This is a genomic window from Novosphingobium rhizosphaerae, assembly GCF_050920675.1.
Classification (GTDB): Bacteria; Pseudomonadota; Alphaproteobacteria; order Sphingomonadales; family Sphingomonadaceae; genus Novosphingobium; species Novosphingobium rhizosphaerae.
In genome coordinates, this window is record NZ_CP137861.1 from 1,385,767 (window position 1) to 1,405,969 (window position 20,203).

Annotated in this window: 14 protein-coding genes and 2 pseudogenes; 8 read left to right on the top strand and 8 right to left on the bottom strand. The window is 65.8% G+C overall.

Annotation, left to right across the window (positions count from 1 at the left end):
• The first annotated feature begins 15 nt into the window (after positions 1 to 15).
• A complete protein-coding gene (locus R9J51_RS06400; protein WP_179506152.1) occupies positions 16 to 912 on the top strand; it encodes a pirin family protein in 897 nt (298 codons plus the stop codon).
• Between the two features lie 247 nt (positions 913 to 1,159).
• Positions 1,160 to 2,038: a TorF family putative porin gene (locus R9J51_RS06405; protein WP_168553811.1), complete on the top strand. Its 879-nt coding sequence runs from the start codon at positions 1,160 to 1,162 to the stop codon at positions 2,036 to 2,038.
• Positions 2,039 to 2,102: 64 nt separating this feature from the next.
• Here the strand turns inward: R9J51_RS06405 and R9J51_RS06410 are convergent, their stop codons facing one another.
• The 5 genes from R9J51_RS06410 to R9J51_RS06430 all read right to left on the bottom strand — a co-directional run bounded on the left by R9J51_RS06410 (position 2,103) and on the right by R9J51_RS06430 (position 8,529).
• Positions 2,103 to 3,305: a histidine-type phosphatase gene (locus R9J51_RS06410; protein WP_179506153.1), complete on the bottom strand. Its 1,203-nt coding sequence runs from the start codon at positions 3,303 to 3,305 to the stop codon at positions 2,103 to 2,105.
• Positions 3,305 to 6,121: a TonB-dependent receptor gene (locus R9J51_RS06415; RefSeq protein WP_248290207.1), complete on the bottom strand. Its 2,817-nt coding sequence runs from the start codon at positions 6,119 to 6,121 to the stop codon at positions 3,305 to 3,307. Before R9J51_RS06415 ends, R9J51_RS06410 begins: the two co-directional genes overlap by 1 nt.
• 97 nt (positions 6,122 to 6,218) lie before the next feature.
• Entirely contained in the window at positions 6,219 to 7,184 is a 966-nt protein-coding gene (locus R9J51_RS06420; protein ID WP_179506154.1) for a FecR domain-containing protein, read from the bottom strand.
• Positions 7,153 to 7,779: an RNA polymerase sigma factor gene (locus tag R9J51_RS06425; protein WP_349237413.1), complete on the bottom strand. Its 627-nt coding sequence runs from the start codon at positions 7,777 to 7,779 to the stop codon at positions 7,153 to 7,155. The genes R9J51_RS06420 and R9J51_RS06425 overlap by 32 nt, the downstream gene beginning before the upstream one ends.
• Positions 7,780 to 7,842: 63 nt before the next feature.
• A complete protein-coding gene (locus tag R9J51_RS06430) occupies positions 7,843 to 8,529 on the bottom strand; it encodes an XRE family transcriptional regulator (RefSeq protein ID WP_179506155.1) in 687 nt (228 codons plus the stop codon).
• Between the two features lie 100 nt (positions 8,530 to 8,629).
• On the opposite strand from R9J51_RS06430, the gene R9J51_RS06435 reads away from it, so the two are divergent.
• Positions 8,630 to 9,811, top strand: coding sequence for a cupin domain-containing protein (locus tag R9J51_RS06435; protein ID WP_179506156.1), 1,182 nt, complete (start codon positions 8,630 to 8,632; stop codon positions 9,809 to 9,811).
• A gap of 6 nt (positions 9,812 to 9,817) precedes the next feature.
• Positions 9,818 to 10,360 (top strand): pseudouridine synthase, encoded by a 543-nt coding sequence (locus R9J51_RS06440; RefSeq protein ID WP_179506157.1) that lies wholly within the window; start codon positions 9,818 to 9,820, stop codon positions 10,358 to 10,360.
• A 4-nt stretch (positions 10,361 to 10,364) separates the two neighbouring features.
• Here R9J51_RS06440 and R9J51_RS06445 read toward each other — a convergent pair whose 3' ends face one another.
• Positions 10,365 to 13,715 carry a DUF3857 domain-containing protein gene (locus R9J51_RS06445; protein ID WP_432787902.1) on the bottom strand — a complete coding sequence of 1,117 codons (3,351 nt, stop codon included), beginning with the start codon at positions 13,713 to 13,715 and terminating at the stop codon, positions 10,365 to 10,367.
• Between the two features lie 165 nt (positions 13,716 to 13,880).
• On the opposite strand from R9J51_RS06445, the gene R9J51_RS06450 reads away from it, so the two are divergent.
• Positions 13,881 to 14,504, top strand: coding sequence for a hypothetical protein (locus tag R9J51_RS06450; protein ID WP_179506159.1), 624 nt, complete (start codon positions 13,881 to 13,883; stop codon positions 14,502 to 14,504).
• A 345-nt stretch (positions 14,505 to 14,849) separates the two neighbouring features.
• A complete protein-coding gene (locus R9J51_RS06455) occupies positions 14,850 to 16,841 on the top strand; it encodes an SPFH domain-containing protein (RefSeq protein ID WP_179506160.1) in 1,992 nt (663 codons plus the stop codon).
• A 305-nt stretch (positions 16,842 to 17,146) separates the two neighbouring features.
• On the opposite strand, the pseudogene R9J51_RS06460 reads toward R9J51_RS06455, so the two are convergent.
• Positions 17,147 to 17,278: pseudogene (locus R9J51_RS06460) on the bottom strand (IS5/IS1182 family transposase); the annotation flags it as partial.
• A 310-nt stretch (positions 17,279 to 17,588) separates the two neighbouring features.
• On the opposite strand from R9J51_RS06460, the pseudogene R9J51_RS06465 reads away from it, so the two are divergent.
• Positions 17,589 to 17,829 (top strand): annotated as a pseudogene (locus R9J51_RS06465) (IS110 family transposase); the annotation flags it as partial.
• Positions 17,830 to 17,920: 91 nt separating this feature from the next.
• On the opposite strand, the gene R9J51_RS06470 reads toward R9J51_RS06465, so the two are convergent.
• Positions 17,921 to 19,126: a cytochrome P450 gene (locus R9J51_RS06470; RefSeq protein ID WP_179506162.1), complete on the bottom strand. Its 1,206-nt coding sequence runs from the start codon at positions 19,124 to 19,126 to the stop codon at positions 17,921 to 17,923.
• Positions 19,127 to 19,255: 129 nt separating this feature from the next.
• Between R9J51_RS06470 and R9J51_RS06475 the strand changes: the two genes are divergently transcribed.
• Complete coding sequence (locus R9J51_RS06475; RefSeq protein ID WP_432787982.1) at positions 19,256 to 20,185, top strand: LysR family transcriptional regulator; 930 nt, start codon at positions 19,256 to 19,258, stop codon at positions 20,183 to 20,185.
• The last annotated feature ends 18 nt before the right edge of the window (positions 20,186 to 20,203 follow it).

Here is a 20,203-nt window from a genome sequence, read left to right on the forward strand (position 1 = left end):
ACGAGGAACTCTCCCATGACCATCCGCACCCCCGATGTGCCGGGCATCGAATTTGCCCTTTTGCCCCCGGTTCGCGATCTGGGCGAAGGCTTCAAGGTGCGCCGCGCGCTGCCTTCGGCCCACCGCCGCATGGTGGGGCCGTTCATTTTCTTCGACCAGATGGGCCCGGCTGCCTTTGCCGGCGGGGAAGGGCTGGACGTGCGCCCGCATCCGCACATCGGCCTCGCAACGGTGACCTATCTGGTGGAAGGCGAAATTCTCCACCGCGATTCGCTCGGCTCGGTCCAGGCGATTCGCCCCGGCGAGGTCAACTGGATGACCGCCGGGCGCGGCATCACCCATTCCGAACGCACCGGCCCGGAGATGCGCAGCCGTGGCGGCCCGCTGTTCGGCCTCCAGGCCTGGGTCGCGCTGCCCGCGCACGCTGAGGAAACAGATCCTGCCTTTGCCCATCACAAGGCCGATGAAATCCCCACTGGCCAATACGATGGCACGCGGCTGACGCTGATTGCCGGCAAAGTCGATGGCCTGGCCTCGCCGGTCAAGACGCTGTCGGACCTGGTCTATGCAGAACTGGTGATCGCGCCCGGCGGCCGGTATCGCGTGGCGGCAGAGCATGTGGAGCGCGCGCTCTATGTGGTGAGCGGCGAAATCGCCGTGGGCGGCCAGACCGGCCAGTTCGCCACCAACGAACTGATCGTGCTCAAGCCCGGCGCGGAAGTGGTGATCGAAAGCACGGGCGGCGCGCGCGTGATGCTGATGGGCGGTGAGCCGTTTCCCGAAAAGCGCCACATCTTCTGGAACTTCGTCTCCTCCCGCCCGGATCGGCTGGAGCAGGCCAAGCTGGACTGGAAGGAAGACCGCTTCGATCACGTGCCCGAAGAGCACGAGTTCATTCCCCTGCCCGAGTGATCGGACTTTTTGGGTTTGCGGCCGGTGCCGCACGCCAAGACTGTGGCGCCAAAGCCACAGCAGAAACACAGCAATACTTCGTCTCAATCGGGACAAGGAGCAGACAGCATCGCAGCCTAACCCCGGTCTCATCGGCGCAACCTGCTGCCGGAGATGACCGGGGTTTCCCTTGCCATCATCCGAGACGGGCAGGCGCCGATACGCAGGCGGAACCGTTTTCGATGACCGTGAGGGAAGGACGATTCCGATGATTCAACGCTCTGCACGCCGCCGGGCCGGCCGACTTGCCCTGGCCGCCACGCTGGCCGGTGCTTCCATGGCCGTGGCGAGCGCCGCCAAGGCGGAAGACACCGCGCCGCCTTCGGCCATCACCATTTCCGGCAGTGCTGCCGTGGTGACCGACTATCGCCTGCGCGGCGTATCGCAGTCGAACAATGGCTTTGCGCTTCAGGCCGGTGTGACGATCGCCCATGAAAGCGGCTTTTATGTCGGCACCTGGGGTTCGAACCTGGCCGGCTGGGGCACGTTCGGTGGTCCCAACCTGGAACTCGATGCCATCGGCGGGTTCAAGAAGACCTTTGGCGCGGCCACGCTGGACGTGGGCCTGACCTGGTACATGTATCCGGGCGGCGCCAACAAGACCGACTTTGCCGAACCCTTCGTCAAGCTGTCGGGCACCGTTGGCCCGGTCTCGGCCCTGGCCGGCGTGGCCTATGCGCCCAAGCAGCAGGCGCTGGGCCAGTGGTATGATTCGGGTGCCAGCTATGTCGAAGGCACGCCCGATCACCCCGGCGCCAAGAACGACAACCTCTATGTCTGGGGCGATGTCAGCGGCGCTATCCCGTCCACGCCGGTCACGCTCAAGGGGCACCTGGGCTATTCCAAGGGCAATCCCGGCCTTGGCCCCAATGGCACCAGCGTGGCGCCGACCGGTTCCTATTTCGACTGGCTGGTGGGTGCAGACCTGGCGCTGGGCAAGGTCGTGCTGGGCGTCGCCTATGTCGATACCGACATCAGCGATGCCGATGCGGCCTATCTGCGGCCCAACTTCACCAAGTTCCAGACGCAGGACGGCGCCTCGATCTCGTCCTCGCGCGTGGTGCTGACCGCTACGGTCAACTTCTAAAGCCAATTCTACCAGGTACGCACGACTGTCCCCCGCCCGGCATGCCAGGCGGGGGACTTTTTGTTCAGCCCAGCAGCGCCAGGAACTTGTCCAGCGGGCAAACCATGGGCTGGCCTGGCAGCGCGCAGGCGGGCAGCGGCACGGGCACGCTCACCGGCGCGCGCGGCGCCAGGGTGCGGATCGCGTCGAGCGTCTGCGCGCGATAGCGCACGCGCACCAGGGGCCGGCCGCCGGTGCCGCGCAGCCGTTCGATAATGAAGGCACCGCCCGGCGCCGGATCATCGGCGGCAAAGCCCGGCACCTGCCAGTGCGCGTGGATCAACCCGGCCAGGTTGGCCACGTTGGTATCGTGGCCGGCGATCATGGTGATCCGGGCCGGTCCGGTAAGGCCTTGCCGCACGATCGGCGCCAGCCCGGCAAAACCGGGCGCTGCCACCGCACGCGGGCGCGCCAGCAGCGCGAATTCCAGCGCATGGAATTGCGATAGCGCCGTCACGTCAGCCGCGCTGGCCCGGCCCCAGCCCACATCGTGCATCGGCTTGCCCTCGGCATATTCCAGCAACAGGATCTGCGCAGCAGTAGACGCGCGATCGAGCGTGCCAGCCAGCTTGGGTTTTTGCCCCGGCGTGGCCGGCGCGATGCTGGTGGGCTTGTGGTCCACGCCGCAGCCGGTCTTGGCCGCGCCGCACAGAATGGCATTGAGGCGCGCGGTCAGCGGCTGCATCTGCGCGTCGCGCGCGGCCAGGCCGCCAGGACCCACGGCCTGGGCCACGCCGGCATCCACTGCCGCCGGATCGAACGGGGCAAGGCCATGGGCAATCGCGTTGAAGCGCGGGTCTTCCACGTCCTGCGCCAGATGGTCGGCCTTTATGGCGCAGCCCGGTGCCAGGGTGCGCGTCCAGGCCTGCGCCGTGGCAATCGTGCGCTGGTCGCTATCGGCCACCACCACCAGGCGCCCCGGTGCGGGGCAGCCGCGTGCGGGCAACAAGCCCTGGGCCTTGAACAAGCGCGCATCGGCGGTGCCCAGCAGCCCCACGGCGCGGGCACCGTGGGGCGTGAGCCAGCCGGGCGCCACGGGCCAGGCCGGCCAGGCCTGGCTGGCAAAGCCGGCGGGCATGGCCGGGTCCTTGGTCGGCGGGCGCACGCCATGGCGCATGACCACCACCACTTGCTCCACCGTGGGCGCGGGCGTGGGCGCCGGCGCGCGCGCGCCAGCTGCACCCGGCAGCGCGAGCAGGGCAAGCCCTGAGATCCAGCGTGCGCGCATCAGAAGTGCACCTGCACGCCGCCGCGCACCATCGATCCATAGTGCTCGCGTTCGATCAACTGGCTCTTCACGCCCTGATAACGGCGCCAGGGCGCATCGGTCAGGTTGGTGGCATCGCCGAACACCGTCACCTCCGGCTTGATCTGATAGGCCACATGCACGTCGAGCTGGCCATTGCCATCGGTATACTGGTCGGTTGCCGCGCTGTCGCCCAGGGTATCGAGGTACGACGAGCGGTAGTTGAACGCCACGCGCGCCGACAGGCCGTACTTTTCATAGAACACCTGGACGTTGCCCACGTTCTTGGACTGGTAGGCCAGCGGAATGGCCCCGCTGCGCACCTGCCCGCCATGCGCGTCGCCCCACACGTGGGTATAGTTGGCCGAGATGCCGAAGCCGCCGAGCAAGCCGGGCAACTGGGTGAACTGGTACTGCACGTTGAATTCCACGCCCGAAAGCTGTTCGCGGTCCACGTTGATCGGCTGGGTGACCAGCGCGCTGGCATAGAGCGTGCCGCCCAGCGTCACGTTGGTTTCGGTCTGGCCATAGCTGTAGATCGGGTTGTGGATATCCTTGTGGAAATAGCCCGCCGAAAGGATCGCGCCGGGCGCCGGATAGAATTCCACCCCGGCGTCATAGTTAATCGCGCGATAAGGCTGGAGATCGGCATTGCCGATCGAGACGGCCGGCACGGTGCCGCTGGTATCGGCAATCACATAGGGCGCGAGATCGGGATAGTTGGGCCGCCCGATCGAGGTGGTCACCGCGCCGCGGATGACCAGGCCACGCGCCGCATCGATGCGCGCGGTCAGGCCGGGGAAGAAGTCGGTATAGCTGTTGCGGCCATAGCTGTTGTAGCCATCGGCCAGCGTGGAGGTGGCATCGACGATCTTGGCATAGGCCTTGTCCACCGTGTGCTCCATGCGCACGCCCGGTACCAGGGTGAGTGCCCCGGTCTTGATCGTGGCCATGGCATAGCCGGCCACGATATCTTCCTTCACGCGATAGTCGCTGGAAAGACTGTCGGAAATCGTGCCGCTGCTATCCAGCGCATATTGCGTGGGGTTGGCATCGAACCAGGCCTTGGCCGCGCTGTAGTCGATCCGCGTGCCGAACGGAAACTGCCCGCCCATGAAGCTGGTGTCGCCGGTATAGTCCACGTCGCTGAGCGCGCCGCCGGTCTTGCCGATCTTGCCGGTGGTCTTGTAATCCTGCCGGTCGTGGTCGTCGGTCTTGTCGCGCGAGAGCAGCTTGGCGCCCACGGCCAGCGTCATGCTTTCGCCCACCGGGTGGGTATAGTCGATCCGCCCCTGCCAGATTTCCTCGGCGGCGTGGCGCGTTTCGAAATTCACCTTGCTGAAGGTAAAGGCCGAAGGCGTGTTGAACACGTCGGTGGTGGCAGCCAGCGTATAGGGATAGGTGCTGCCGTTGTAGGCCGTGGTCACGCCGCCCTTGGCCGTGGAATAGGTGAATTCGCTGCGCAGCGGGTCGTTCTTCACCGCGCGCGTCCACCCGCCCGAAAGCGACAGGGTGCCGCCCGCCACTTCGGAAAATTCGCCACCCAGCGTGGCCGAGCGCGTGTTGTCGTTCTCGATCCGGCGGCGCACCAGCACCGTGGCCGTGGCGGCCATCGTGGTGGAATTGGTGATCGCCAGCCGGTTCTGGTCGCGGGTTTCGTTGTCCTTGTATTCGCTATAGCTGGTGCGCAGATAGATCTTGGCCGTGGGCGAAGGGTGCCAGTCGAAATTGCCGACCACGCCCAGGCGCGTGCGCGTCAGGTTGTAGTCACGCAGGCCATTGCCATCGGGCAGGCCACCCGACCAGGCGCTCGACCCCTGGTAGTTCTCGCTCTCGATATTGCGGCGGGAATAGTTGACCGAGACCACCGCGCCGAACTGCTCGTCGGCGCCAAAGCGGCCGCCCACGGTGCCGTCGGCTTCCCAGGCGGTCTTGTGATTGAGGCTATAGCGGCCCAGCGCGCCGCGCGCGTCGAACGTGAAAGGGGCCTTGCTGTCGAACGCGGTGCGCGTGCGGATGGCCACTTCGCCGGCAATGGCATTGGCATCCTGGTTGGGTAGCACCGACTTGGTGACAGTCACCGCCTGGATCATCGCCGAGGGCAGGTCGTCCAGCTTCACCTGGCGGCCATCGGGTTCGGGCGCGGGCAGGGTCTGGCCGTTGAGCGTCACGTTGAGCAGGCCCGGATCGATGCCGCGCACGATCGCATAGCGGCCTTCGCCCTGGTCGTTGGCAACAGACAGGCCGGGCAGGCGCTTGATCGCTTCGGCCACGTTCTGGTCGGGCAGCTTGCCCACGTCGTTGGCGCGCAGCGTTTCGGTGGTGTTGAGCGCGCCCTGCTTTTCGGCGGCCGCTTCTTCCTGGGCGGCGCGCACGCCGGTCACGATGATGGAGCCTTCGGGCTCACCTTCGGCTGCGCCCGGCGCGATCGCGGCATCGGCGGCCGCGGGGATAAGGGCCCCTTTTTCGGCGACGATCACGAACACCCCTTCGCCAGTGCGCCGGGCGACCAGGCCGGTGCGGCCCAGCATGCGGGCAAGGGCAGTGGGCACGTCCATCGTGCCGTCCACGGCCACGCTGCGGTGCCCCTGGGCGACCGTCCCGGCCACCACGATCTGGACATGGGCCTGGGCGGCAAACAGGTGCACGGCGTCGGCCACGCCCTGGGCGGGAACATGCACGGTCACGGCCGGCATGGTGGCCGCCGGCAGCGGCATGCCTTGGGCTGCGGCGGAAATGGCGGAAAGCCCGGCCACGGCCAGGGCGAGCGTCGAAACGGAGCGAAACGGCGCAGACATCGTGGAAAACCCCTCATACGATCCCGCTCAGGGCAGGGACACTGGCGTGACGAAGGGCCGGGTCGGTTTCCTTAAGGGCGCTCGCAAAAAATGTGGTTCAGCGCTCGATCACCAGGCCATCGGTCGTCAGCCGCGCCCGGCCACCCACGCTTGCGGCCACCGCCTGGGCAAAGGCCACGGGATCGTTGAGGCGAAACGCGCCATAGAGCGGTTCTGCCCCCAAGGCGGGCGTGCCCAGCGCAATCTGCAACTGGTTGTGCCGGTTCATCTCCGCCACCGCTTCGCGCAGGGCTTCCCCGTTCAGGTCCAGCCGGCCTTCCGTCCAGCCGGCGGTGCGGGCAAGGGTGGTGGCGTCCACGGCCCGGGCCGGCGGGGGCGGCGCGTTGGCCGCAAAGCGGCCGCGCTGCCCGGCCACCAACAGGCGCGTGCCCAGCGGCGTTGCCACGCGCACCGCGCCTTCGCTGACGATCACGTCCACCGTCCCGGCATCTTCGTCCTGCGTCACTTCGAACACGGTGCCCACGTCGGTGATGGTCACGCCGCCGGCCACCACCTGAAACGGATGGGCGGCATCGTGCGTCACGCGAAACAGCGCGCGGCCGCCCGCCATGGCCACCTGCCGCCGGCCGCCACGCACCACGTCGACCGTCAGCCGTGATCGCGCGTCGATGGCCAGAGACGATCCATCGGCCAGGCCCAGCCGCCGTACTTCGCCCGTGCCGGTGGCCACGGCCATGCCCCCGCGCGGCAGCAGCGCCAGCGCCAGCGCGGCTGCCACCGCACCCAGCCCGGCCAACATGGCAATGCGGGGGTGGCGGCGCGGGGGTGGCAGGCTTTCCAGCGGCACCGGCTCGGCCGGCGCGGCTTGCACATCGGGGGCAAACATCGCCAGCACGGCCCGCGCGCGCAGCAAGGCGCCGGCGTGGCGCGGATCGGCGTCCAGCCAGGCGGCCAGGTCAGGGTCGTGTGCGCTGTCGGGCTCTGCATCGATGCGGGCAGCCCAGTGGGCCGCCCAATGGGCGGTGCCGTCTTCAACCGGTTGTTCTGGCCCGCCCTTGATCAATTCCCGTCCATTCCTTGCCTTCAGGCCCAGTGCCTTCGCGGTTGCCGATGGCCCGTTGAATGGCCTTCAGTCCCTTTTGCACATCGTTTTCCACGATGCTTTCGCTGACGCCCAGGCGTGCGGCGATGGTCTTTTGCGGCAGACCTTCGATCCGCTTCAACCGGAAAATCGTGGCACAGCGCTCGGGCAGGGTGGCCAGCAGTCGCTCGACCAGCCGCAATTGCATCCGCGCCGCCACCACGGCTTCCAGCCCCAGTGCTTCTTCGGTGACGAACAGCGCGGCATTTTCCGTAATGTCTTCGAATTTTACCACCGCCGCGCGGCGCAAGGCATCACGCCGCAGGTTCTTGACCATGGTCATGAAATAGGCGCCAGGCTCGGCAATGTGGGTCACGTCGGCCATTGCGGCAAAGCGGCAATAGGCTTCCTGGACAAGATCGTCCGCGTCGGCCGGGCTGACGCCGGCGCGCAGCAATGCTGCCCGCACCCGTGGCTCTGCCGGCACCACGTGCCGCGCCACCCAGGCGACAACTGTCGGCGGGGTCAGCGCGGCTCTGGCCGCAGCGCTGGGATGGGATACAGATCGGGCTGGCACGGGGGGCGTTCCTTCCGTGCCGGGGCGCTATAACCCCATCAAGACGTTTTCATGACAGGCGCATCAGGCGGCGCCATTCCCGCGCGGATAGACGATGATCGACAGGTAGCGCAGCGTGCCCGGCCCCATCGTCTCGGGCCCGTGCTGGGCCTGGCTGTCGAACAGCAGGGTGTCGCCGGGGGAAAGCTCGAACCGCCGGTCGCCGTGGCGATAGACCAGGTTGCCTTCCAGCATGTGGATCAACTCGGTCCCGGCGTGGGAAAAGCTGGTATAGGGGCTGGCCCCGTCCGACAGGGTGATCAGATAGGGTTCCACCGCCACGTCGCCCGCGCGCAGATGGCCCAGCAATTGATAGACGTGGCCCGATTTGGTCCCCCGCCGCTCGATCTTCACGCCCTGGCTCGCCGCCACGAACGACACGTCGTGACGCTCTTCGGCCAGCGCGAACAGCGACGAGATCGGCACGCTCAGCGCCTGGGCCAGCGACTGGATCGAGGTGAGCGAGGCGGAAATCTGGCCGTTCTCGATCTTGGAGAGCATGCCGGTGGAAAGCCCGGCGGCCGCGGCCAGATCAGCCACCGACAGGTCCTGCTGCCGCCGCAACTGGCGCACGCGCAGGCCCAGCGCCTTTTCCAGCGCACGCGGATCGTTGCTGGGCGCGCCCGAAAGCGTGGTGAAACCGTCGATCAGCCCATCGGCCACTTCGGTTTCGGCGTCGGGCTTGTCGTCTTTCTTGGCGCGTTTGGGCATATCTTCTCCTGGCGCCCTGCATGGAACGAGGGCGCGGCAAATTCAAGGCAACCCCATGGTCTTTTGACAAAGACCACTGGCCCGGCGCATGAGCGCGTCCATGCATCTTGCCCACTTCGACATCGCCCGGTTCCTGGCCACGGCCTGGCAGAAACAGCCGCTGCTGATCCGCAATCCGTGGGGCGATTGGGCCAATCCGCTCGAACCCGATGAACTGGCCGGCCTGGCGTGCGAGGCGGGGGTGGAATCGCGCCTGATCGTGCGCGGGCGGGCCGGGCTGACGCTGGAACACGGGCCGCTGGCCGAAGACCGCTTTGCCAGCCTGGGCGCCGATCCCTGGACGCTGCTGGTCCAGGCGGTGGACCAGCATGTGCCCGATGTCGCGGCGCTGATCGAACCGTTCCGCTTCGTGCCCGATTGGCGGATCGACGATGTGATGATCAGCTATGCCACCGACGGCGCCGGGGTTGGCCCGCACTATGACCAGTATGATGTGTTCCTGATCCAGGGGCTGGGCCGCCGCAAATGGCGCGTGGGGCCGCGCTGCAATGCCGCCACGCCGCGCCAGCCCCATGCCGATCTGGCGCTGATCGCCGATTTTGCCGCCACGGGGGAATGGGTTCTGGAACCGGGCGATATTCTCTATGTGCCGCCCGGCTTTGCCCACGATGGCGTGGCGCTGGGCGATGATTGCATGACCTATTCCATCGGCTTTCGCGCGCCGGCGCGTGGCGAACTGGTGGAAGGCTGGGGCGCCCACGTGGCCGATGCGCTGGAAGAGATGCCCGATGCCGCCGCCGATCGCTATGCCGATCCCGATCTGCCCTTGCAGGACCATCCCGGCGAGATCACCTCGGCCGCGCTCGACCGGCTGCACGCCATGGCGCTGGAGGCGCTGGCCGACCGTGCCGCCTTTGCCCGCTGGTTCGGGCAGATGAACACGCAGGCCAAGTATCCCGAAACCGACTGGCGGCCCGAGGAACCGGCCGATCCCGCCGAAGTGGCCGCGCACCTGGCGCAAGGCGGGGCGTTGCGGCGCAATCCCGCCCACCGCCTGGCGTTCATCCGCGATGGCGCGGCGGCGCTGCTCTTTGCCGATGGCCAGTGCCACGCGGGCGTGCAGCCTGCCCTGGCAGAGGCCCTGTGCGGTGGCGCGCTGGTGCTGCTCGATCCCTCGCTCGCCGGGACACCGGGCACGGCGGCGCTGGTTACCGCGCTGATCAGCCAGGGCACGCTGGTCCTCGATCATGGCGACGATGACGATGATGATTGGGCGGATTGACCGGCCATGGCGCTGATCGCGTTCAACAAGCCCTATGGCGTGCTCTGTCAGTTCTCGGCCGAGCCCACAGGCCCGGCGCGCCCCACGCTGGCCGATCACATCGCGATGCCCGGCGTCTACCCCGCTGGTCGGCTCGATCTCGATAGCGAGGGGCTGTTGCTGCTGACCGACGATGGCCGGCTCCAGGCGCGGATTGCCGATCCCCGGTTCAAGGCTGCCAAGACCTATCTGGTGCAGGTGGAGGGCGAGCCGGACGAGGCCGCGCTCACCGCGCTGCGACGCGGGGTGCGGCTGAAGGACGGGATGACGCTGCCCGCCGGCGCGCGCCGCATCGATCCGCCAGACCTGTGGCCGCGCGTGCCCCCGGTGCGCTTTCGCAAGAGCGTGCCCGATTGCTGGATCGAAGTGACCTTGCGCGAAGGCCGCAACCGCCAGGTGCGGCGGATGACCGCCGCCGTCGGCCACCCCACGCTGCGCCTGGTGCGCTGGGCCATCGGCGACTGGACCCTCGATGGCCTGCCGCCGGGCGAATGGAAGCAGATCGGCTGAGCGATCACGGGGCCGGACTTGGCCCAAACCCGGCCGGCGGTGTCAGGCCATAGCCGGCCCAGGTCTTGTCCACGCCTGGCGAAAGGCTGCGCGCGCGGGAAAGATCGGCCAGTGCGCGGTCACGCTCGCCCAGCCGGGCATAGGCCAGGCCCCGGCCATAAAGCGAGGCGATCAGGTTGGGCGAAACGCGCAGCGCGGCATCGTAATCGGCAATCGCCGCCTTGGCATCGCCCTGGCGCAGATGCAGGAAGCCCCTGCTGTCAAGAAAGTCGGGCCGGGCAGGAGCCAGGCGCACGGCCGTGTCGCAATCCGCGCCAGCCGTGTCGAGCGCGGCGCCATGCGTCGCCTTGAACCAGCATACCAGGTTATAGGCCTCGGGGTCCTTGGCATGCATCGCCTGCATCATGCCGGCCAGGCGCAGGGCGTTGTCGATTTGTCCCTGATCGGCCAGCGCGTCCATCCGGGCAGAGGCCACGGACAGCGAATCGGGCGCCAGCTTTGCCGCTCGCGCCAGGTCTGCATCGGCCGCCGCGCCATTCCCGGCTTCCCGGTTGATCCGCGCGCGCATGATCAGTGCGCCGACGTGGTTGGGATCGACCTGCAAGGCCTTGTCCAGATCGCCCAGGCGCGTGGCGCGGTCTTCGGCGGGGCGCAGCTGTGCGCGGCCGAAATAGTCCTTCGCCGAGCCCCCATGGGCCACCAGCCAATCGGCATCGGCCAGGGCACCGGCGGTGTCCCCCTCGTCCTTGAGCAATTGCGCGCGCAGCCAGCGCATCTCGCGGTTGTCGGGCGTGGTCGCCAGAGCCTTGTTGGCGGTGGCCAGCGCTTCGGCATTTCGGCCCTGCATCGACAGCGCCATGGCGCGCAGCGGTTGCAAGGGCAACTCGGGCGCCAGCGCCAGCGCGGCATCCAGATCGGCCAGCGCCGGGGCATAATGGCCCAGCGCAAGATGCGCGGTGCCCCGCCCGGTCAGCGTTCGGGGATTGCGATCATCCAGTGCGATGGCGCGGTCGAACGCACTGAAAGCGTCGGCCATCTTGCCGGTCCGCAAGGCCACCAGCCCCTTGGCGGCCCAGGCCATGTCCTGCTTGTCGTCGGCCGCCAGCACCTTGTCTGCCTCTACCAGGGCCTGCGGGTCGTTTTGGCTGGCATAGATAAAGGCCAGCAGGCTGCGCGCGAAAAGCTGCTTGTCGTCCGCCGCCAGCGCGGCCTTGAGCGACGGAATGGCGCCGGCCATGTCGCCCTTGTCGAACGCCACCGCGCCGCGCATCAGCCAGGCATGCGCGAGCGCCGGCTTGTCGTCGGCCAGGGCGGCCATATCGGCGTCGGTCGCTTCATAGGACGTGGGCAGGCGGATGAACTGCCCGTGGTTGCCCAGCTCGGCCATGCGATCGCGCACTTTGGGCGCATTGGCGGCGGGCAATTCGCCTTTCAGCGCGCGGGTGTCGTTCTCCATCGTCACCGTGTCGCCCTTGAGCGCCACCTTGCGGTGAAACGTGTAAAGCCCGCCCACCGTCTCGTCCACGTCGCTGGCCTGCAAGGCAAAGTCCTTGCCGCCGCGCGGCAGGTGCACGGTTTCGTGGTTGGCCCACCAATCGGGATAGTCGAACGCAAACGGCGCATCGGCCAAAAGCGTGCCATCGCGCTCGATGTCGGGTTTCCACCCCACGCGGGCACGGTCCAGCTCGTACCAGCGGGTCGTTCCGCTCGATACCCATTCCATCTTGGCGCTGCCGGTCATGGTCAGCACATAGTCGCCGGTGGCTTCTTCCAGGCCGGCGGAAACGGTCTGCGGGGTGATGAAATCATAGACATCGCGCCACAGCTTGCGCAGCTGGCGTTCGCGCTCGGCCGGGGCAAGGCCGGCATATTTCATGCGCCAGCGCGCCGCCGTCTCGCCGCGCCCGCGCATTTCCGCCTTGGCAGGGGCAGGCACTTCCACCCCGGCGCTGGCATCCAGGTCCAGCGTGGTCACCACGGTTGGCGCGGTGGGCAGCGTGGGGGCCAGCGCCAGCAGCGTGCTGCCCTGCGCCGTCACCGGCAGGCCGGCGTGATAATCGGGCACTTCCAGCCGATCGAGCCGGGTATCGCCCTGGCGCGTGCCGTCCAGCCAATAGCTGCGTCCGCCGATCCGCGCTTCCACCAGCACGTGATCGAACAGGCTCATCGCCGGCAGCCGCGCTGGCACCGCATCGCCGCTGTCGGTATCGACATAGACCGGCCGCGCATCCACCCCCAGGCCCTTGAGCAGCGCCACCAGCAGCGCCGTCTTGCCCTTGCAATCGCCAAAGCGGCGCTGCCACGTCAGGTCGGCCGGTGCGGGGACAAAGCCGCCATCGTTCATGCCGATGAACAGATAGCGCACTTGTTCCTGCACCAGGATCAGCGCCAGTTCGGCGCGGCGCACCGGATCGGGCGTGGCAGCGGCGATCCGCGCGATCTCGGCCTTGAGCGGGCTGTCGGCCTTCAGCGCCTCGGCCGTGTCGAACAGGGCATGGCCGGTGCGCGAAACGCTGGGCCAATCGGCAAATTCGGTCAGCTCCACCAGATTGACCAGGCCAAAGCGCCCCGGCGCCCCGGTGGGCGCGCGCTGGGTGACGAAATCGGTCTTTTCGGCCAGCAGTTCCATCGTGTCGCCCTGGCGGGTGAGCTTGGGCTGGACCATGCCGGGCCAGGCGCGCCACTGCACGGCCCGCGAAGCGGGCCAGGTCACGCGCAGGCGATAGTGCCCCAGGGGAAAGCCATCGGGCGGCCCCAGCACCAGTTGCGCGCGCCCGCCGATCGCCGGATCACGCCGCGTGAGGGTATAGGCAATGTCGATCACGTCGCCCACGCGCAAGTCGTCAGGCTGGAGCGAGGCGGTCAGCTTGCCGTCCAGCATCGCGTCTTCCAGGTTCTTTTCCCGCCGCACCACCGAAAGCGCGCTGCCATCGCCCAGCAAGTCGATCACGCTGTCGCCGCGCAGGATGCGGTAGCGGTGCAGGGTCAGCACTTCCAGGCTGGGGTCCCAGCTCAGTTGCAGGGCAGCATTGTCCAGCCCTTGCGCCGTGGCGATGCGAAAGCGGTTGGCGCGATAGGTGCTGGTGCCGCCCTCGATCAGGCGGGCCTGCTCGTCCATCAACAGGTCGACCGTACCGGCACCTTGGGCAGCGCTTGGTTCGGGCGCGGCACCGGGAGGCAGCACCCATGGTTCGGGTGGGGCAATCGCCGGGCGGGCCAGCGTGTCGCGCGCAGGGGCCGTGCCATGCTCGCCCACGGGCGCGGCGCGTGCGGGCGCAATCGCCACCGGTAGCAGCGCCGCCAGCGGCAGCGCAGAAACCGCGGCCAGTGCCGCAGCCTTGTTGAAAACGCCCAAGCAACCCCCCGGAAGAACAGGGGCGGTCCCTTGCCCCATGCCCAAGCGTATCGCCTGGCCAAGCCGCCGTCCAGCAGGGCAAGCCCTCAAAATTGCTTCAAGTTTCGCGGCAAATCGGGCAGCAATGGACCAGCGCCCGGTGCGCGCGACAAGGAATTTTCCGGCATGGCCGTCTCTCATCTTCCCGCCCGCCCAGGTGGCCGGCTTGTCGGTCGGCCGATCGGCCGGGGCCGGCTGGTGGCGGGCATCGCGCTGCATTTCCTGGCGCCCAGTTATGGCCTGGTGCTGGTGGCCGATGCGGCGCTGGGCCATGCGCCGGGCACTTGGGCGGCGTGGCTGCCGCATGCGCTGGGCCTGGGCGGCTGGTTCCTGGCGGCCTATGGCGGCGGGGCAGTGGTGGCCAGCGGCCTTGCCGCGCTGACCGACCGGCGGGGCAGGGCCAAGGCCCGGTCCGAAGCGCCCGATCTCTACGCCACCATGGCAGCGGCGCGCGGCCGCTTTGGCGCGGATGCCGATGCCCAGCTCGATCGCATTGCCGCGCTGGCGGCGCAGGCCGGCAACGGCCCGATCGCGGCCGACATCGTGCGTCTGCTGGCTGCCAGCAGCGCAGCGCCCGCACCCGATACGGCCTTGCAGCGCCACACCGCACAGGCGCTTGCCACCTTGGCCGATGCGCTTGACGCGCAGGTGCGCGCGCAAGTGGGCCAGGCGCAGGATCAGGCGCTCGTCATGGCGCGCTACATCGATCTCAAGTACCGGGCCGATCACGACAGGCAGGATACTTTGTGACATTGCGATTCTTGTGGATTTCAACTTGAAACAGGCATAGAAGAGATGCCGGTCGCATTTCGCGGCTTTTATCAGGGCAACAGCACCCATGGGTGTGCACTTCTTCCCTTCGGCCTGGACGATCGTTCGGCCAACTTCCGCCAAGCACAAGTTTGAAAGCCCGGGCGCCTTGCGTCCTTAAGGGCTGATTGCGCCTGGCGAGAGCCGCGCCGCGTGCGCGCTCCGCACCCCCTTACCGGTATTCCCCGCCAATCGGCGCGGTGTCATGCGGCCTTTGCCGCTGCACGCCGCGCGCGATGGGGTGCCGTGTGCCCCTGATTTTCCAGACACCACAGGATGTCCTTCATGCCAGATTCCATCATGCTCGGCAGCGGTGCCGTGCTCGTCGCGTTCGTCTTCGTGCTGTTCGTGGCCTCGCGCTGCGTGCGCTATGTCGGCAACAACCGCGTTGCGGTGGTTGAAAAGCTGTGGAGCGGCGCCGGTTCGATCACCGATGGCCTGATTGCCTTGCGCGGCGAAGCCGGGTTCCAGCCCGATGTGCTGCGCGGCGGCTATCACTTCTTCTTCCCGTTCCAGTATCGCATCCACAGCCAGCCGCTGGTGACCATTCCCCAGGGCCAGATCGGCTATGTCTTTGCCCGCGACGGTGCGCCGCTTGGCCCGACGCAGACCCTGGCGAGCAATGCGCGCACCGCCGATTTCCTCGATGTGCGCGCGTTTCTTTCGGGCGGCGGGCAAAAAGGCCCGCAGCGCGCGATCCTGCGCGAAGGCACGTATGCGATCAATTCCGCGCAGTTCGTGATCGTCACGCGCGATCGCATCTATGGCCTGATGCTCAGCGCCAACGATGGCGACCTGTTCGATCAGATGCAGGCGCTGATTGCCGGGCGCAATGGTTTTGAGGCCGTGGTGATCAAGGATTCGTCCGACCAGATCGGCATCGTCACCGTGCACGATGGTCCCGCGCTCAACGCCGATCACATCATCGCGCCCGAAGTGGGCACCGAACAATCCGATGCCGCCACGTTCCACAACTCGTTCCAGGACCCGGAAAAGTTCATTGCCGCTGGCGGCCGGCGCGGGCGCCAGCTGCAAGTGCTGGTGGAAGGCAGCTATTACATCAACCGCCTGTTCGCCACGGTGGAAATGGTCGCCAAGACGGTGATCGAAGTCGGCCATGTCGGCGTCGTCATCAGCTATACCGGCAACGACACGGCTGACACCTCGGGTGACGACTATCGCCACGGCGAACTCGTCGCGCGTGGATCGCGCGGGGTGTGGAGCGAGCCGCTGCTGCCGGGCAAATATGCGTTCAATACCTATGCCGGCAAGATCCTGATCGTGCCCACCACCAACTTCATCCTGAAGTGGGAAAGCGATACCATCGGCCAGCACAAGTTCGATGAAAACCTGTCCGAAGTCTCGCTGATCACGCGCGATGCCTTCGAACCAACCCTGCCGCTTTCGGTGGTGGTGCACATCGATTATCGCAAGGCGCCGCTGGTGGTGCAGCGCTTTGGCGATATCAAGAAACTGGTCGAACAGACGCTCGATCCGATGGTCTCGGCCTATTTCAAGAACATCGCCCAGAAGAAGACGCTGATCGAACTGCTGCAGGAACGCAGCGACATCCAGGAGCAGGCCGGCGCGGAAATGCGCACCAAGTTTGCCACCTATAACCTGGAAATGCAGGAAGTGCTGATCGGCACCCCGCGCGCCAGCGCCGGCAACGACCAGATCGAGAAAGTGCTGCAACAGCTGCGCGAACGCCAGGTGGCCGAGGAACGCGTAACCACGTATGAAAAGCAGCGCATCGCCGCCGAAGGGGAAAAGGCCCTGCGCGAGGCCGAGGCCCGCGCCAACCAGCAGACCGCGATCACCCAGTCCGAACTCTCGATCATCGTGCGCGAAAACGAAGGCAAGGCGGCCCTGCGCCAGGCCACGCAACAGGCCGAGCAGACCCGCACCCTGGCCAAGGCCGAAGGCGAACGCGTGCGCCTGATCGGCGAGGGCGAGGCGGCCAAGATGATCGCCCTTGCCGCCGCTGACGCTGAGCGCATCACCAAGACCGGCCTGGCCACGGCCGAAACCATCGCCAAGCAGGTGGAAGCCTCGGGCGGGGCGCACAACCAGCTGACCCGCCAGATCGTGGAACGCCTGGCCGAGGCGCTGGAAAAGTCTGGCGTGGACATCGTGCCCCGCATCCAGATCAGCACCGGGGGAGAGGGCGGTGCTGCTGGCGGCCCGCTGGCCGCACTGATCGGCATGATGCTGGGCGAAAAAGGCCAGGACCTGCTGACCGAGCAAGCCACCGCAGAACCCGCGCAGACCCATTGACCAAAGCCTGCGGCCCTGTTCCGATAAAAACGGAACGGGGCCGTTCCATTTTTTGCGGGTAATTTGGAGAGGGGCCGGGCTATCCGGCCAAGAGAGAAAGTGGTGCCAGGAGAGGACTCGAAAAATCTTGCATTCCTGCCAGAAAACTGCCGTTTTTGGAGGGACGTCCAGAGGTGATACCCTCATCGATACCCTAGAACTTTTTATTGGACAGGTTCGAGTCCACACGGCTCGGGACCGATGATTTGCATCGCCGATTCGCAAATGCTGTAAGTAGCCCCTAGTTTTCTAGGGCCCAGACTCGTTTAGAGCCAGAAGGCCACAGCGGCGGCGAAGCTTACGGCTGATAGGAAGTTTCTTGCGAGCTTGTCGTAGCTGGTAGCGATGCGCCTGAAGTCCTTGAGGCGGCAGAACATGGCCTCGACCCGCCAGCGGTCTTTGTCTCGGCGTTCGTCGTACTGGATCGGGCGCTTGCTGTTGAACGCCTCGATGAAGGCATTATCCGGCATGATGCATGTCGGTGACTCGTTCCGGAGGTCAGCACGACCTGCTGGGTTCTGCTGATCCGGGCCATGGGGCACCGGGAGCGCGGACAGTGCGGGCAGGCCGTCGCACAGACATGCGCTGCGAGCTCGAGGTCGTTATCTGGCCGCCCCTGTGACTAGCCCGGATGTGCTGCGAGCGCGGATCCGTAATTGTCGTTTCGCCCGCCAGCTCCCTGAACCTTGTTGGACCAAGGAGGAGGCTATGCGGATTGTCGGCATGGACATTCACCGGGTAGCGGCCGAGGCGCGTGGCGCTGCTCGATGGCAAGTTGGTGAAGCTCGGCCGCATTCCCATGTTACGCGAGCGCCTGGCGGAGTTCGCCAGGATGCAGCTCACGCATGACGATCACGTGATCGTCGAGGCGACTGGCAACGCTGCAGCCGTGGTCGAGGTCCTTGCCCCACACATCGATCGCGTCGTCATCGCCAGGCCACCGCGTATTCCGCCAGGGATGCACCTCTCCGCGCCGCCATTGAAGCAACGGACCGAGCCGCCCGCTGGGAATTGAATAGGTTCTGACCCTGGTGATGCTTTCACGCTGGCTCTATTGTGACCGGCAGACTTTTCATTGCAAACAGCGTATTGTTCAAGCGGCGCTGCGGTTCGCCAGCAGGGGTGATCGATGCAACTCGTTGGCTCAGGACCTCAAGGACAACCTCGCTTTCCTGCCGCGCAATCATCTGCCCGAGGCATTGGTGTATGCCGAAGCCGAAGCCGACGTGGCCACTGGTCTGGCGGGAGATATTGAACGTGTCGGCTTCTTCCCAATGTCGCGGATCGCGATTGGCAGCGCCCAGAAATGCAATAACCTTAGATCCTTCTGGTATGTTGACGCCTGCCAGATTCACGTTCCGCGTCGTCGTGCGGAAAAATGTCTGGGCGGTTCCCTGCCAGCGCAAGCCTTCCTCGAACGCGCGCTTCACAAGGGAGCGGTCATTTCGCAACTTCTGCCATTCCTGCGGATGCAAGCTGAAAGCATGGAGCAGATTGCCGATGCCGTTGATGGTGGTATCCACGCCGGCCGACAGGAACGAGCGCACGAGCAGAGCGCCATATTCTGCGGGCAAACCGGCCTCTTTCACGAAATCGTGGACGTCGCGGCCCCATCCTCCGGGCGCAAGGTTCTCATAACGGCAAGCCTCATCGATCCATGCAAGAGCTGGCTCTATGCCGATCTGGCTTTCGAGGAAAACATCATTGCGTGGCCCGAAAGCGTTGAATGTGGACGTTGCGTAGATCAGCAGATTTTCCCGCCCTTCCTGCAAAAGGCCAAGCGTGTCCGGGAAAATACGCAGCGGGAACTGCTCTGCGAGGTCCTGTACCGCGTCAAACGAACGCTGGGCGACCAGTCCGTCGATCAGGTCGCGCGCGACAACCCGCCAATGGTCCGCCAATTTCTTGAGGCGCGGAAGAGCCACGACCTTGTTCATCACCGTTCTGGTGGATGTATGAAGCGGGGGGTCTCGTTCCAGCAGCAACGATGGTGTTCGCCAGGGCGTGTCGCGCGAAAAATCTGCCAGACCGACACCGCGGCTTGAGCAATACGTTTCCCAGTCACTCAAGACCTCTTTTACCTCGGCATAGCGGGCGACGCCGAAGACCTGGTATTGAGGAAACCACAACACTGGGCCTGCATCGCGAATTTGCGGGTGATACGCGTAGGGGTCACTGAGAACTTCAATTGAGAAAGGATCGACCGAGACGCTTGCCGCCCGTTCTGTTCGGTGTGCTTCAGACATGTCCACTTCGCTTTACATTTTTTATCATGTTGATTGCTCATACACGAGCATGCCGCATTGGTTTACTGGATAGTATGAATATGCTATATCGAAATTATGAATATACAGGATCTCGATCTAAACTTGCTGGTGGTCTTTGACGCGATGTTCGTTGAACGAAAGACCACCCGCACGGCTGAGCGGTTGGGCATGAGTCAGCCCATGGTCAGCTATGCGCTGGCAAAGCTCAGGCGTACATTCGACGACGAGTTGTTCGTTCGGGAAGGCAACGCCATGCAGCCGACGGCCTTTGCCGAGACCCTGCGTGATCCGGTGCGCCGCATTGTGGAGACAGTGTCGGGCGAAATTCTTCGCCACCGCGCCGCAGAATTTCAACCAGCTACTTCAACGCGTCGCTTTACCTTTTGCCTTTCGGATATCGGGGAACTGGTATTCCTGCCGACGATCCTGGAAACGTTCCGCAGGGAAGCTCCGGGCGCAACCTTGCGCTGCGTGACATTGTCTCCTCGCGAACTGGAAGCAGGGCTGACCGATGGCAGCGTGGATCTGGCCTTGGGTTATTTTCCCGATCTCGTCGGTGGAGCAGCATACCAGCAGAGCCTTTTCGAGCACCCCTTTGCCGTACTGCTTCGGCAGGAACATCCTTCAATCGGCCATGAAATTTCACTCGAGAGTTTCCTGCAGGCAGACCATGCGGTAGTATTGCATGAGGGGCGAAGTCAGGAGATTTTCGAGCGTCGGATGGCAGAATTGGGGCTTGCGCGGCGGGTGCTGATCCAGTCCCCCCATTTCATGAGCGTTCCGCTGATTGTGGCCAATTCGGACATCATAACAACCGTGCCAATGGGCGTTGCCAGGGCTTATTCCCAAATGGCAGGGCTCCGCTGGGTCTTGCCACCGTTGGACTTGCCGCGGATACCTATCAAGCAGTTCTGGCACAGGCGGGTCCATTTCGATCAGGCATCGATTTGGCTGCGGGGGTTGATTGCACGTAACTTCCTTGGACGCGATCCGACGGAACGTCCCGACAATCCGATTTTTTCAGCTAGCCCAACTTGATTTTGCACCGCGTGAGCC